This window comes from Thermomonas sp. S9 (assembly GCF_024704365.1).
Lineage (GTDB): Bacteria > Pseudomonadota > Gammaproteobacteria > Xanthomonadales > Xanthomonadaceae > Thermomonas.
Genome location: NZ_JAJDFY010000001.1, coordinates 878,393 through 891,736 on the forward strand (window position 1 = coordinate 878,393; position 13,344 = coordinate 891,736).

The 13,344-nt window shown below is 70.0% G+C and carries 16 protein-coding genes; 6 read left to right on the top strand and 10 right to left on the bottom strand.

Annotated elements, in window-relative coordinates; translation table 11 throughout:
* Window positions 1-42: 42 nt before the first annotated feature.
* A complete protein-coding gene (locus LJB71_RS04345) occupies window positions 43-936 on the bottom strand; it encodes a 5'-3' exonuclease H3TH domain-containing protein (RefSeq protein ID WP_259303223.1) in 894 nt (297 codons plus the stop codon).
* A 32-nt stretch (window positions 937-968) separates the two neighbouring features.
* Entirely contained in the window at window positions 969-1,568 is a 600-nt protein-coding gene (locus tag LJB71_RS04350) for a nitroreductase (protein ID WP_259303224.1), read from the bottom strand.
* Between the two features lie 45 nt (window positions 1,569-1,613).
* Between LJB71_RS04350 and LJB71_RS04355 the strand changes: the two genes are divergently transcribed.
* Complete coding sequence (locus tag LJB71_RS04355) at window positions 1,614-2,702, top strand: NAD(P) transhydrogenase subunit alpha (RefSeq protein WP_259304733.1); 1,089 nt, start codon at window positions 1,614-1,616, stop codon at window positions 2,700-2,702.
* 28 nt (window positions 2,703-2,730) lie between these two features.
* Here the strand turns inward: LJB71_RS04355 and LJB71_RS04360 are convergent, their stop codons facing one another.
* Genes LJB71_RS04360 through LJB71_RS04370 form a run of 3 tightly spaced genes read right to left on the bottom strand, consistent with a single transcriptional unit; the run spans window position 2,731 to window position 4,153 of the window.
* Window positions 2,731-3,183 carry a DUF3106 domain-containing protein gene (locus tag LJB71_RS04360; RefSeq protein WP_259303225.1) on the bottom strand — a complete coding sequence of 151 codons (453 nt, stop codon included), beginning with the start codon at window positions 3,181-3,183 and terminating at the stop codon, window positions 2,731-2,733.
* Window positions 3,180-3,587: a hypothetical protein gene (locus LJB71_RS04365; protein ID WP_259303226.1), complete on the bottom strand. Its 408-nt coding sequence runs from the start codon at window positions 3,585-3,587 to the stop codon at window positions 3,180-3,182. Before LJB71_RS04365 ends, LJB71_RS04360 begins: the two co-directional genes overlap by 4 nt.
* Window positions 3,584-4,153: an RNA polymerase sigma factor gene (locus LJB71_RS04370; protein ID WP_259303227.1), complete on the bottom strand. Its 570-nt coding sequence runs from the start codon at window positions 4,151-4,153 to the stop codon at window positions 3,584-3,586. The genes LJB71_RS04365 and LJB71_RS04370 overlap by 4 nt, the downstream gene beginning before the upstream one ends.
* A gap of 158 nt (window positions 4,154-4,311) precedes the next feature.
* Between LJB71_RS04370 and LJB71_RS04375 the strand changes: the two genes are divergently transcribed.
* The 3 genes from LJB71_RS04375 to LJB71_RS04385 all read left to right on the top strand — a co-directional run bounded on the left by LJB71_RS04375 (window position 4,312) and on the right by LJB71_RS04385 (window position 6,411).
* Complete coding sequence (locus LJB71_RS04375; RefSeq protein ID WP_259303228.1) at window positions 4,312-4,503, top strand: hypothetical protein; 192 nt, start codon at window positions 4,312-4,314, stop codon at window positions 4,501-4,503.
* Window positions 4,504-4,684: 181 nt separating this feature from the next.
* The gene (locus LJB71_RS04380; protein WP_259303229.1) at window positions 4,685-4,981 is read left to right on the top strand and encodes an NAD(P) transhydrogenase subunit alpha; all 297 of its coding nucleotides are present in this window, start codon (window positions 4,685-4,687) and stop codon (window positions 4,979-4,981) included.
* Window positions 4,978-6,411: an NAD(P)(+) transhydrogenase (Re/Si-specific) subunit beta gene (locus LJB71_RS04385; RefSeq protein ID WP_259303230.1), complete on the top strand. Its 1,434-nt coding sequence runs from the start codon at window positions 4,978-4,980 to the stop codon at window positions 6,409-6,411. The genes LJB71_RS04380 and LJB71_RS04385 overlap by 4 nt, the downstream gene beginning before the upstream one ends.
* Here LJB71_RS04385 and LJB71_RS04390 read toward each other — a convergent pair.
* A complete protein-coding gene (locus LJB71_RS04390) occupies window positions 6,377-6,814 on the bottom strand; it encodes a hypothetical protein (protein WP_259303231.1) in 438 nt (145 codons plus the stop codon). The genes LJB71_RS04385 and LJB71_RS04390 overlap by 35 nt on opposite strands.
* 110 nt (window positions 6,815-6,924) lie before the next feature.
* Here LJB71_RS04390 and sufT point away from each other — a divergent pair, with 110 nt between their 5' ends.
* Complete coding sequence (gene sufT, locus LJB71_RS04395; protein ID WP_259303232.1) at window positions 6,925-7,479, top strand: putative Fe-S cluster assembly protein SufT; 555 nt, start codon at window positions 6,925-6,927, stop codon at window positions 7,477-7,479.
* A gap of 435 nt (window positions 7,480-7,914) precedes the next feature.
* Complete coding sequence (locus LJB71_RS14515) at window positions 7,915-10,113, top strand: pre-peptidase C-terminal domain-containing protein (RefSeq protein ID WP_310649387.1); 2,199 nt, start codon at window positions 7,915-7,917, stop codon at window positions 10,111-10,113.
* A gap of 139 nt (window positions 10,114-10,252) precedes the next feature.
* On the opposite strand, the gene LJB71_RS04410 is transcribed toward LJB71_RS14515, so the two are convergent.
* The 4 genes from LJB71_RS04410 to wrbA are packed head-to-tail and all read right to left on the bottom strand — an operon-like array spanning window position 10,253 to window position 13,292.
* Window positions 10,253-10,747, bottom strand: a complete 495-nt coding sequence (locus LJB71_RS04410; RefSeq protein ID WP_259303233.1) for an asparaginase domain-containing protein — start codon at window positions 10,745-10,747, stop codon at window positions 10,253-10,255.
* 30 nt (window positions 10,748-10,777) lie between these two features.
* Window positions 10,778-12,361 (bottom strand): tetratricopeptide repeat-containing sulfotransferase family protein, encoded by a 1,584-nt coding sequence (locus tag LJB71_RS04415; RefSeq protein WP_259303234.1) that lies wholly within the window; start codon window positions 12,359-12,361, stop codon window positions 10,778-10,780.
* The gene (locus LJB71_RS04420; RefSeq protein WP_259303235.1) at window positions 12,358-12,702 is read right to left on the bottom strand and encodes a DUF2069 domain-containing protein; all 345 of its coding nucleotides are present in this window, start codon (window positions 12,700-12,702) and stop codon (window positions 12,358-12,360) included. Before LJB71_RS04420 ends, LJB71_RS04415 begins: the two co-directional genes overlap by 4 nt.
* Window positions 12,699-13,292, bottom strand: a complete 594-nt coding sequence (gene wrbA / locus LJB71_RS04425; RefSeq protein ID WP_259303236.1) for an NAD(P)H:quinone oxidoreductase — start codon at window positions 13,290-13,292, stop codon at window positions 12,699-12,701. Before wrbA ends, LJB71_RS04420 begins: the two co-directional genes overlap by 4 nt.
* Between the last annotated feature and the right edge of the window lie 52 nt (window positions 13,293-13,344).

Here is a 13,344-nt window from a genome sequence, read left to right on the forward strand (position 1 = left end):
ATGACCGCCAGCGTGCGCGGGTGGTCGTCAAGCGGGTGGCCGTCAGGCGGGTGGGCCGGCCGCGGCGGCCAGCCGGCGGCGGGTGAGCGGCCCGAAGCCGACCCAGTCGGCCAGTGCGTCCAGTTCGGCGGGGTCGCCGCCCTGGCGGGTGAAGTCATGCACCGGCAGCGGGGCGTCCAGCGCGACCGTGGTCAGCTGCCGCCACAGCAGGACCTGCGTCCGCTGCTCGCGCAGGCGCGCGGCCAGCTGGGCGGCGCCGCGCAGGCGCAGGAACGGCACTTCGTCGATGCGCTCCAGCAGCGCGTCCAGCGAACCGAAATGGGCCAGCAGTACCGCCGCCGACTTCGGGCCGATGCCGGTGACGCCGGGGATGTTGTCCACCGCATCGCCGGTCAGCGCCAGATAGTCGGCGATCTGGTGCGCGTGCACGCCGTGCCGCGCCTTCACGTCGTCCGCGCCCCAGCGCTCGCCCCTGGCGAAGTCGTACTGCTCATCGCCCGCGTGCAGCAGCTGCGAGAGGTCCTTGTCGGCGGACACGATCACGCTGCGGAAGCCGTATCCGCGCGCGCGGTGGGCGGCACTGCCGATCAGGTCATCGGCTTCGTAGTCGGTATGCGCCAGGGTCGGAAGCCCCAGCGCCTGGCACAGCGCCTTGCACCAGGCGAACTGCCGGCGCAGCTCCGGCGGGGCCGGCTCGCGGTTGGCCTTGTAGGCCGGATACAGCGCGTTGCGGAAGCACGAATCCAGCGCCTCGTCGAAGGCGATGGCGATGTGGGTCGGGTGCTCGCGTTCCAGCAGCTCCAGCAGGAAGCGGGCGAAGCCATGCACCGCGTTGGTGGGCCAGCCGTCGGCGTCGTGGAACTCGTCCGGCAGCGAATGCCAGGCGCGGAATACGTACAGCGAGGCATCGACGAGGTGGAGGGTGGGCGCGCTCATCCGGCGATTGTAGGCGGCGACCGCCGTCTGGCTCAGGGATGCCAGTCCGCCAGTAGCGCGGCCGGATCGGGGCGTTCGCGCTCGGGTGCGGCGAGCTGCGGAGTGCCGATGGCGACCGTGCCGACCAGTTCCTCATCGGGCGCCAGCCCCAGCGTGCCTTCCAGGAATGGGCGGTCGTAGGCCGGCCAGCCGGTCAGCCATTGCGCGCCGAAGCCTTCGGCCTGCGCCGCCTGCAGCAGCAGCAGGCAGACGCAGGCGGCGCTGGCGCGGCGTTCGGCTTCCGGGATCTTGGTGTCCGGTTCCAGCCGCGCGATCACCGCCAGCGTCAGCGGCGGCAGGGTGAAGCGGGTGCGCAGCTTCTCCTCCACCGCCGCGCCGGCGTCCGGCTCGCGCTGGCGCAGGCGCGCGAGCGCGGCGTCGGCCAGCGCCGCGCGGGCCGTGCCTGCGATCCGCAGGAACCGGAACGGCACCCGCTTGCCGTGGTCGGGCACGCGCACCGCGGTGCGCAGCATGCGCAGCAGGGTCGCCTCATCCGGGCCGGGCGAGGTCAATTGCCGGGTCGGCACGGAGCGGCGGGAGTCGAGCGCCTGGAGGGTGAGCATCGTGGCAGCGTGCTTGCGGGAGGTGGCCATGGTAGCGGTAGGATGCGGCATCCCAGAACCGATGCGGAGCAGGCGATGGCGGTGATCGTGGGCGTGGCGCGGGAGACGGCCGAAGGCGAGCGCAGGGTGGCGCTCACACCGGAGACCTGCCGCAAGCTGGTGGCGGCCGGGTGCGCGGTGCAGATGCAGCCGGGCAGCGGCGAGGGCGCCTACTTCGCGGATGCGCACTATGCCGAGGCCGGGGCCGAGTTGCGCGAGGATGCGCTGGCCGCCGCCGAGCTGGTGCTGTGCGTGCAGCCGCCGCCACTGGAGGCGCTCGCGACCCTGAAACCAGGCGCGGTGTTGATCGGCATGCTGCAGCCGCAGGCTGATCCGGCGCGCGCGCAGGCCCTGCAGGAGCGCGGGATCGTCGCGTTTCCCCTGGAGCGGCTGCCGCGCACCACCCGCGCGCAGGCGATGGACGTGCTCAGCTCGCAGGCCGGCATGGCCGGCTACAAGGCGATGCTGATCGCGGCCGAACTGGCGCCGCGGTTCTTTCCGATGCTCACCACCGCGGCCGGCACCATCCGCCCGTCGAAGGTGCTGGTGGTCGGCGCCGGCGTGGCCGGTCTGCAGGCGATCGCCACCGCCAGGCGCCTGGGAGCGCAGGTGGAGGGGTTCGACGTGCGCCCGGAGACGCGCGAGCAGATCGAGTCGCTCGGCGGCCGCTTCCTCGACCTGGGAGTGTCGGCGGTCGGCGAGGGCGGCTATGCGCGCGCTCTGACCGACGAGGAACGCGCCGAGCAGCAGCGCCGGCTGGGCGAGCACCTGAAGGGCGTCGACGTGGTGGTGTGCACCGCTGCGGTCCCGGGGCGGCCGGCGCCGAAGATCCTGTCCGCGGCGATGGTGGGCGGAATGAAGCCCGGCAGCGTGATCGTGGACCTGGCCGCGGAGACCGGCGGCAACTGCGAGCTGACCCGCCCCGGCGAGCGCATGCAGGCGGGTGGGGTCATCGTCGCCGGCCCGCTTAACCTGGCCTCGCTGGGGGCGCAGCACGCCAGCGAGATGTATGCGCGCAACCTCTACAACTTCGCCATGCTGTTGGTGAAGGACGGCGCGCTGGCGTTCGACTGGGACGACGAACTGCTGGCGAAGACGGTCTGGCCGGAGCGCGCCGCCACCTGAGCGCAGCGCGTGCGGGTTCGGGCCCGGCTCAGCGGCCGTCGGGCCGCGCCGGCGCGGGGTGCGCCCTGGCCCAGTCCGCGCGCTGCTGCGGGCTCATCTGCTGCCACTGATCCATGAACGCGCGGCGGGCGTCCCTGTCCATCCCGCGCACCGCGTGGAAGACCGCGCGCGCCTGCTCGCGCTGCTCCGGCGTCATCGCCTCCCAGCGCTCGGCCCCGCGATGGATGCGGTCGCGCTGTGCCGGGGTCATTTGCTGCCAGCGCTGGGCGCGCCCCAGCAGGCGCGCACGTTCGTCGGGATTGGCGTTCCAGCGCTCGCGCAGCGGCGCGATCAACAGCTCGCGTTGCGCAGCGGTCAGCTTGTCCCATTCCGGATAGGCCGGCGAAGCGGGTGCTGCGGCGGCCGGTGCGGCCTGCTGCGCGAGGGCCAGCGCCGGCGACAGGGCCAGCGCAAGGACGAGGGTCTGGGTCATGCGGGTCATCGGGGCTTACTCCATGGCGACCCGGCGGGCATCGGAGGAGCCCAGCCAGGCATAGAACTCGGGGTCTTCGTCGAGCAGGGTGGTCGCGCGCGCGCGGCCTTGGGGGTTGCGGCCGTCAGCGCCGCTGCCGGCAGCCGGGCGCCGGGGGCTTCCGAGGGCACCGGCCGGAACTGCAGCCCCAGCGCCAGCGCGCACAGGGTGGCGAGGCCGGCGGCGGCGAAATGCAGGCGATGCGAGCGCCGTGCGGGGGCCGGCTGCCCGCGCAGGGCGGCATTGCGGCGCTGCGCCAGCTGCGCCTGCACGCGCGGCGACAGCCGTTGCAGCGCCTCGGCGTGGCGCGCGCGCACGCTGGCGTCGAACAGCAGATCGTGGCCGGCATCGGCGGAAACGTTCGGGCGATTCATCGGAAGTCCTCCAGTTGCGCCTGCAGCGCCGCGCGTGCGCGCGATAGATGGGTTTTCACCGAGCCTTCGCTGCAGCCCATGATGCGCGCGGTATCGGCCACCGCGAGCTCCTCCAGCACGCGCAGGGTGAAGGCTTCGCGCTGGCGCGCCGGCAGGACGCGCAGGGCATCGGCGATGCGCGTCCAGGCTTCGTGGCCATCGTGCTGGCGGGACGGGTCCGGGCTGGCGTCGTCAGCCCAGTCGATCGTCTCGCCATCGCGATCGCTGCTGCCCGGCAACAGCCAGCGCAGGCGGAATAGCCCGCGCCGCTGCATGTCTGTGATGCGGTTGCGCAGAATGCTCCAGAACAGCGGGGGCCACTCTTCCGGCGGGTGCTGACGGTAGGCGAGCATCTTCAGCATCGCATCCTGCACCGCGTCGAGCGCGTCGTCGCGCTGGCGCAAGGCCAGCTCGGCGAAACGGAAGGCACGTGCCTCGACCCCGGCCAGGAACTGTTCGAGGGTGTGCCCGGCGCGATCTGCTTGCGCTTGGGATGCCGATGGCAGGGGCGAGGTGCTCACCAACATAGCTTAGTGGCTGCCCGCACGCCTCAGTGGCGACGGTCGAGGCGGCGGTCGATGCGGTCGCCGCGACGGTCCCAGCGGGACTCGGCAAGTTCTCCCCGGCGATCCAGCCGTGCGTCGATGCGATCGCCCCGACGCTCCAGCCTGGAAGCTAGTTGCGGATGGCCGTGCTGGTTCGCAATGTCCGCGCGGCGGTCGTAGCGCTGCTCGATGCGGTCACCACGCGTGTCCAGGCGCTGCTCGATCCGTTCGCCACGCGCATCCATGCGTTGATCGATGCGATCTCCACGATCCTGTGCCGCTGCGCCGCCGATGCAAAGCAGTGCGGCCAGTCCGATGAGTGTTGCGCGTGACATACAGCCTCCTTGGAAATGGGAAATGGGTTGCAGTGTGCTCAGCAGAACGCGCGTGCTCGCGGGTGGTTGACAGCCCCTCGCCTGGAGATGGCAGGATTCAGTTGCCGTTATGATGCGGCAAGGAGCAGGCAACCCCTGTTTTGCCTTGCGCGGTTTCGGGGAAGGTGGAGGGCGGTCGATGGGCGACGGATTCGGGGCGCTGTACATCTTCATGCTGGCGGCGATCGCCGGGCACGTCATCATCAGCCGGGTGCCGGTGATCCTGCATACGCCGCTGATGTCGGGGTCGAACTTCATCCATGGGATCGTGCTGATCGGTGCGATGGTGGTGCTCGGGCACGCCGACACCCCGCTCGAACAGGCGCTCGGCTTCGTCGCGGTGCTGCTCGGCGCGGGCAACGCCGCCGGCGGCTACGTGGTGACCGAGCGCATGCTGGAGATGTTCAAGTCCAGCAAGCAGGAGGGCGGCAAGTGAGCGTGCTGACCCTGATCAAGCTGAGCTATTTCATCGCCGCCGCCCTGTTCCTGCTGGGCCTGCAGCGCATGGCCAGCCCGAAGACCGCGCGCAGCGGCATCCAGTGGGCAGGCGTGGGCATGCTGATCGCGACCTTCGCCACCTTCTTCCTGCCGGGGATGCACAACATCGGCCTGATGCTGGTGGCCATCGCGCTCGGGGTCGCGCTGAACTGGGCCTGGGGCAAGAAAGTGGCGATCACCGACATGCCGCAGATGGTCGCGCTGTTCAACGGCATGGGCGGCGGCAGCGCGGCCGCCATCGGTGCGGTGGAACTGATCGGTTTTGCCTCATCGTCGATGGCCGGGCTGGCGGTCGCGATGGCCGGCATTGCGGGCGAATCGATGTGGCCGTTCGCGCTCAAGTTCGGGCTGGCCGCGCTCGGCGGTTTGATCGGTGCAGTGTCGCTGTCCGGTTCGGTGATCGCCTGGGCCAAGCTCGACGGGCGCATGGACAAGCGCTACACCTTCCCGGGCCAGCAGTGGTTCAACGCGCTGGTCGCGCTGGCCACCCTGGCGCTGGGCGTGGTCGCGGTGTGGACGATGTCGTTGCCGGTCATCATCGCGTTCTTCATGCTGGCACTCGCGCTGGGCGTGCTGATGACGCTGCCGATCGGCGGTGCCGACATGCCGGTCGTGATCTCCCTTTACAACGCGTTCACCGGGCTGGCGGTGGCCTTCGAGGGCTACGTGCTGGGCAACGAGGCGCTGATCATCGCCGGCACCATGGTCGGCGCGGCCGGCCTGCTGCTGACCCGGCTGATGGCCAAGGCCATGAACCGTTCGATCAAGAACGTGCTGTTCTCGAACTTTGGCGGCGCGGCCTCCGGCGGGCAGGCCATCGCCGGCAGCATGAAGCCGATCGAGGCCGCCGACGTCGCCGCGATGATGGCCTATGCCGGGCGCGTGGTGATCGTGCCCGGCTACGGCATGGCGGTGGCGCAGGCCCAGCACAAGATCTGGGAGCTGACCCAGCGCCTGCTCGACCGCGGGGTGAAGGTGAAGTTCGCGATCCACCCGGTGGCCGGGCGCATGCCGGGGCACATGAACGTGCTGCTGGCCGAAGCCGGTGTGCCCTACGACCTGATCGCGGACATGGACGACATCAACCCGGAGTTCCCGAATACCGACGTGGCGCTGGTGATCGGCGCCAACGATGTGGTCAATCCGGTGGCCAAGACCGACCCGTCCAGCCCGATCTACGGCATGCCGATCCTGGACGTGGTGAGCGCGAAGAACGTCATCGTGATCAAGCGTGGCAAGGGCACCGGCTTCGCCGGGATCGAGAACGCGCTGTTCTATGCCGACAACACGCGCATGCTGTACGGCGACGGCGCGGAGATGGCCAATGCGCTGGTCAGCGAGTTGAAGGCGCTGGACGGCGGCCACTGAACCCGGCCCAGGTCGCCGCCAGCACGCCGGACGCGAACAGCAGCAGGTCCGCGCGATCGATCGCCAGCCCGGCCAGCAGCCAGGCGTAGTGCGGTCCGATCAGGCAAGCCGACTCCCACGGGCGCAGGCCGAAGTTTTCGCCGACCTGTCCGGCGATGATCAGGAAATTGGCAGCGACGATCACCAGCGCCGTGGCGACTGCCGCCCAGGCCGCGCGCGTGGGCCCGGCCGGCCAGCGCGCCATGCGCAGCAGCAGCACCATGTCCAGCGCCGCCAGCGGTGCCAGCCAGGCGCACTGCCGGTCCAGCGCCAGCGCCAGCAGCATCCACGCCGCGGCGAAGCCGGCGGCACCCAGCGCGAGCAGGGGCAGGGCGTACCAGCGAGGATGTGTGGTGGGGGGCATGGCGGCGAACGGGGCGCAGGGCCGCGCATGATCCCATCGCCGGCCGACACCGGCAAACCGATTGGGACTAGAATGGTACGGATTATTCCATTCCCCGTTTCCGCCCATTCATGTATTCCCGCAGCAGCGAACCCGTCCGTTTCGAGCGCGATTGCCCCGCCGTGCTGGTGCCGCAGGGCGACGAGGTGACCCTGCCGGCCGGCACCGTGGGCTACATCACCCAGGCCCTGGGCGGCAGCTGGACGGTGTTCGTCGAAGGCAACCTGATGCGGATCGCCGGCAAGGACGGCGATGCCATCGGCAAGCCGCCCGCCGAGCCGCTGGTGCTGCCGGAAGGAGCCGGCGACGAGGACGTGGAGCGGCTGGTCTGGGAGCAGCTGCGCACCTGCTTCGATCCGGAGATTCCGGTCAACATCGTCGAGCTGGGGCTGGTGTATCTGGTCGAGCTGTACACCCCCGAGAGCGGCAACGGGCGCGGGGTGCGGGTGCGCATGACCCTGACCGCCCCCGGCTGCGGTATGGGCGAGATCCTGGTGGACGATGTGCGCAGCAAGCTGGAGCAGATTCCGACCGTCACCGAGACCGACATCGAGCTGGTGTTCGACCCGCCGTGGAACCAGACCATGATGTCGGACGTGGCCAGACTCGAGACCGGGATGTTCTGAGGCCGGTTCCGGCGGCCCGTGGGTGGGTGGTCACGCCAGAGGCGTGAGGCTGGTTGGGGCGCCGTGACCATGGGCATAGCCTCTCCCTGTCATAAAGTGACGCGCAGTGTCAGCGCCCGAGCTTGTTGCAGTGCAGAAAATCTGCCTCGCCAAGCGGGCTGATCGCCCGGTTCTGGGCTGGTCGGGGGGGGCAAGGCCAAGCAACGAGGCGGGCTTCACTTGTATATTTCTAAATAGAATATAGATATTCCGTACTGTTCTTGACAGTGCGGCAGTAGCGCGGGAATGTCGGCCGCTGCTTCGGCTTCTGTTCAGGAAGCAGGCAAGCCTGCGTCAGGGAAAACATGGCGGTATCACGCCAGGGGGCGCAGGGGTTGTGTCGTTCGTCCGGGCCGAGCAACGGCCCCCAACCAATCTCACCCAGGGGTAATACCAGTGAATCGTTCCCGTACTCATCTTCTCGGCACCGCCATCCTGCTCGCGCTTGCCGCCGGCAGCGCGCAGGCGGCCGATCGCATCGACCTGCTGCAGCGCAACGTCCCGCAGCTGCGCCAGCAGTACCAGGCGCTGACCGCCGGCAAGGGCGTGGCCACCATGGTCCACCGTCGCCACGAGCAGTTCCTCGGCCTGAATGCCGACAACACGCTGCTGATGAAAAACGCGATCGCCGACCACGGCGTGCGCAACTACCGCTACGACCAGGCCTGGCGCGGTATTCCGGTGTTCGGCCAGGGCGTGGTGGTGAGCGAGGATGGTGCCGGCAACGTGCGCGCCCTGTTCGGCACCATGGTGTCCGGTCTGGAGCGCGATATCACCTCCACCACGCCGAAGTTGACCCGTGCGGCGGCGCTGGCGGCGGGCAAGCGCATCGCGCTGGGCAATGCCCTGGCCGCGATGCAGACCCGCAACGAGAAGTCCGACCTGGTCGTCTTCATCGATGACGCCGGCAAGGCGCATCTGGCCTATGCGGTGACCTTCTTCGCCGATTCGCTGGCGGGCAACCCGACCCGTCCGATCATCATGATCGACGCGATCAGCGGCCGGGTCATCAAGCAGTGGGAGAACCTGCAGCACACCCTGGTGGGCACCGGCCCCGGCGGCAATACCAAGACCGGCCAGTACGAATGGGGCTCGGGCGGGATCTACGGCTACATGGACGTCACCCAGTCCGGCAGCACCTGCACCATGAACAACACCAAGGTGAAGGCGGTGAACCTCAACGGCGGTACCACCGGCACCACCGCTTTCTCTTACACCTGCCCGCGCAATACCTACAAGACCATCAACGGCGGTTACTCGCCGATCAATGACGCGTTCCAGTTCGGCGGTGTGATCACCAATATGTACCCGGCCTACACCGGCTACAACGCGCTGAGCTTCCAGCTGGTGATGCGCGTGCACTACAAGACCAACTATGAGAACGCCTTCTGGGATGGCTCCACCATGAGCTTTGGCGACGGCGCCAGCACGTTCTATCCGTTGGTCAGCTCCGATGTCGCTGGCCACGAGGTTTCGCACGGCTTCACCGAGCAGCACTCGAACCTGACCTATTCCGGCCAGTCGGGTGGCATGAACGAGGCCTTCTCCGACATGGGCGGCGAAGCCACCGAGTACTACTGGAAGGGCAGCAACGACTTCCTGGTCGGCGCCGAGATCTTCAAGGGCACCGGCGCGCTGCGCTACATGTGCAACCCGACCCAGGACGGCGCCTCGATCGACAATGCCGCCAACTACACCAGCGGTCTCGACGTGCACTACAGCTCCGGCGTGTACAACAAGGCCTTCTGCCTGTTGGCCAAGACCTCGGGCTGGGGCGTGCCGAAGGCGTTCAAGGTGTTCGCGCGCGCCAATGCCAACTACTGGACCGCCAGCAGCACCTTCAACAGCGGCGCCTGCGGCGTGCAGACGGCAGCGCAGGACCTGGGCTACAGCGTGTCCGATGTCACTGCGGCGTTCTCGGCGGTGGGCGTCACCTGCCCGAGCGGCGGCGGTGGCGGCGGTAGCACCGGCGGCACCCTGACCAAGGGCGTCACCGTCACCGGCCTGTCGGCGGCGACCGGCAGCGAGATCGTGTACACCATGACGGTGCCTTCCGGTGCCAGCAACCTGACCTTCAACATGTCCGGCGGCACCGGCGACGCCGATCTGTACGTGAAGTTCGGCAGCGCGCCGACCGATACCTCCTACGACTGCCGCCCGTACAAGTCCGGCAATGCCGAGAGCTGCGCGTTCGCCTCGCCGTCGGCCGGCACCTACTACGTGCGCCTGAAGGCCTACTCGTCCTTCTCCGGCGTCAGCCTGGTGGGTGACTACACCACCGGTGGTGGCGGCGGTGGCGGAACCACCACGGTCAGCCTGCCGTCGGTCTCCACCGGCAACTGGTCCAGCACCTACACCCTGGCGGTGGCGGCAGGCAAGACGGCCACCATCAAGATCTCCGGCGGCACCGGCGATGCCGACCTGTACGTGCGCGCCGGCAGCACGCCGACCACCAGCAGCTACACCTGCCGTCCGTACCTGACCGGCAACAACGAGACCTGCACCCTGACCCCGACCAGCAACACCACCTACTACATCCGGGTGTATGCGTACTCGGCATTCTCCGGGGTCACTCTGAGCTACGGCACCAACTGATCCGTCCGGAAATCCGGCGCATCATTCCGACCCCGGCTTCGGCCGGGGTCGGCTTTTTCGTGGGATTGCAAGCGCCGGGGTGACGCCGCTGCGCGAGGTGGCCGCTTCGCGCCGGGTCCGGCGGGCGCCGGGTTCGCGCTCAGTCGATGCCGATTTCCTCGAAGCGGTTGGCTTCGACGTTCTTGCGCACCCGCGCCGGGTCCCAGATGCGCCCGTTCATGGCGATGTACACGCCCTCGGGCAGGCACTGCACGGCGCCGATCGCGCAGCCGATGTTGAACTCCGCGTCGGAACCGCGGAAGCGCGCCGGGCTGAGCGCGCCGGTCAGCACGATGGTCTTGCCGGCCAGACCGGCCAGCGCGCGCGCGGTTTCCACCATGGTGTCGGTGCCATGGGTCACCAGCACCCGGGTTTCTTCCTGCGCGGCGATGGTGGCGCGCAGCAGCTGGCGGTCGGCGTCGGTCAGCTCCAGCGAATCCTTGCGCAGCAGCGGGATCACGTGGAAGCGGAAGGCCACGCCCAGCTCCTGCAGGATCTGGCCGATCTGCGGATCGCCGACCTGATAGTCCGACTTGGCGTCGAAGTAAATCTTGTCGATGGTGCCGCCGGTGGTGACGATGAGCAGATTGTCCATACCCATCATTGTCCCTGAAAACCGGGCCGTTTACAGCGGCGGCGGCGCTTGCAGCAGGGTCAGCAGCGGCTCCAGCAGCAGGCCGTAGGCCAGCGCGCGGGCGGTATCGGCGCGCAGCGGCTGGCGCACCTGGGCGGCGCTGGCAGTACGCACGCTGCGCCCGGCGCGATGGAAGTCCAGACAGGCCGGGTCGAAGGGCAGCCCGCAATCGGCGAGCAGGGCGCGGATGCGCGCTTCGGGCGTGGCCAGCAGGTCCTCGTACACGTGCAGGCGGATACGCGCCGGGTCGCGCACGCGCCACTGCTGCATCGCGTGCGCGCAGCCCTGCATGTACAGCGCGATGTCGGCCATGTCGTTGGCGAAGTGCGGCTGGCTGTAGAACGGCTGCTTGAAGCAGGACCACGCGGTTTCCAGCGGGTCGCGGCGGGTTTCGATGATGGTCGCGCCGGGCAGCATCGCGCGCAGGATGCCCGCATGCTTCCAGTTGTCGGGCTGCTTGTCGGTATGGCGCGGCCGCCGCTGGCGCCAGCGCGCGGTGCGCGCGAGATACTCGCGGCCCAGCCGGTGCCAGTCTCCGGCGCTGGCCTGCGCGATCCACTGCGGGTAGGGCACGCCGCGGCGCCTGGATTCCTGCTGGATCACGATGCCCAGATCCGGCAGCTCGCTGGCGCCTTCGACCTGCGGGTGCGCCGCCAGGATCTGCTCGAACAGGGTCGAGCCGGAGCGCGGCAGGCCGACGATGAAGATGACCTCCTCGCCCAGCCGCGGATCGAGCGGCGCGGGCAGTGTGGCGGTCGCCGCCAGCGCCTGCTGCATGTAGGCGCGGAAGGCGTCGGCGCTCCACGGCGTGAGCGCTTTCTGCTGTGCGTTGGCGGCGCTGAAGGCAGCCAGTGCCTCGGCGTGGCGGTCGCGGTCCTCTTCCAGTTTGCCCAGCGCATACAGCATGGCGATGCGATCGCTGGCGACCACATCGGCGCGCTGCAGCTGCGCGCGCAGCGCGACGGCGTCGGCCTCATCCAGCGGCATGGTCTTGATGTTGGACAGGCCGCGCCAGGCATCCCCGCAGGCCGGATGCACGGCCAGCGCGGCGCGGTAGTGGCCGGCGGCCTCGGCGAAGCGCCCGGCGTGCACCAGCGCATCGCCCAGCAGCACCCGCGGCGGCAGCGCCTGCGGTGCCAGCGCGCAGGCGCGTTCCAGCGCGACGATTGCCTCTGCGGTGTCGCCCTGCTGCTGCAGGTTGCGGCCGAGGTTGAACCAGGCGCTCACCAGCGCCGGGTCCAGCGCCGCCGCGTGTCGCCAGCCGGCGAGGGCGGCCTCGGCATCGCCGCTGGCGGCCAGCGCAGCAGCCAGATCGCTGTGCAGCTGGGCGTCGTCAGGGGTGAGGCCCAGCGCCTGCCGCAGCAGGGCCACGGCGGCCTCGGTGCGGCGGCCCTGCAGCTGGGCCAGGGCCAGATAGCGCAGCGGCTCGGGGTGCTGCGGCGCCTGCCGCTGCGCATCGTGGAGCAGGGTGAGTGCCTGTGGCAGGCGGCCGTCGCGCAGCGCGCGCGCGCCTGCGTGCAGGGTCGCGATGACCTCCGGCGCCAGCCCGGCCAGACGGGGATCGGAAGCGCTCATGGACGGGCGGCGGGCTGACGGGCGAGGCGGCGCGCGCGCCAGCCCGGCAGGCAGGCGGCGTGCACGATGAGCAGGGCCAGCAGGGTTTCGCCGGCGGCCCAGGCGCGCGCGCCCGGCTCCGCCCACAGCAGCATCACCCCGTGGCTGAACCACAGCAGGGCCAGCACCCCGGCGGTGAAACCGGCGCGCCGCCAGGACCGCAGCGCAGCCACCGCCAGCAGCGCCGGCGGCAGCGCGAACACCAGCAGCCCGGCCAGCGGATGCGGGTGCCCCAGCGCCCAGCCAGCGAACAGCAGCGCCAGCGCCAGCAGCACGCCGGCCAGATAGGCCGGCGCGCTCATGCCTGCAGCTTCCGCGCGAGTCCGGCCACCCGCCGGCCGAGCGCACGCGCCAGCAGCGCTTCTTCTTCGGTTGGTTCGGGGTGGTCGTCGCCGCCGGCCACGTGGCTGGCCCCGTATGGGGTACCGCCGCTGCGGGTGGTGGACAGCGCGGGTTCGGTGAACGGGATGCCGGCGATCACGCAGCCGTGGTGCAGCAGCGGCACCAGCATCGTCAGCAGGGTGGATTCCTGCCCGCCGTGCAGCGTGGCGGTGGAGGTGAACACCCCGGCCGGCTTGCCGACCAGGGTGCCGCTGGCCCATTCCGCGCCGAGGGTGTCGAGGAAATGCTTGACCGGCGCGGCCATGTTGCCGAACCGGGTGGGGCTGCCCAGCAGCAGGCCGGCGCAATCGGCGAGGTCGCGCGGCTCCACGTAGGGTGCGCCCGCCTCGGGTTCGGGCGGGGCGGCGACGGTGGTGAGCGGCGCCACCGGCGGCAGCGTGCGCAGCCGCGCCTGCATGCCGTCCACTTCCCCGACACCGCGCGCGATCTGGCGGGCCAGGCGTGCCACCGAGCCGCCGCGGCTGTAGTACAGGACGAGGATGTCGGGCATGGCGCGAGGGGAGTGATCGGATGGCGGCAGGATAGGGCATGCGGCGCCTGCA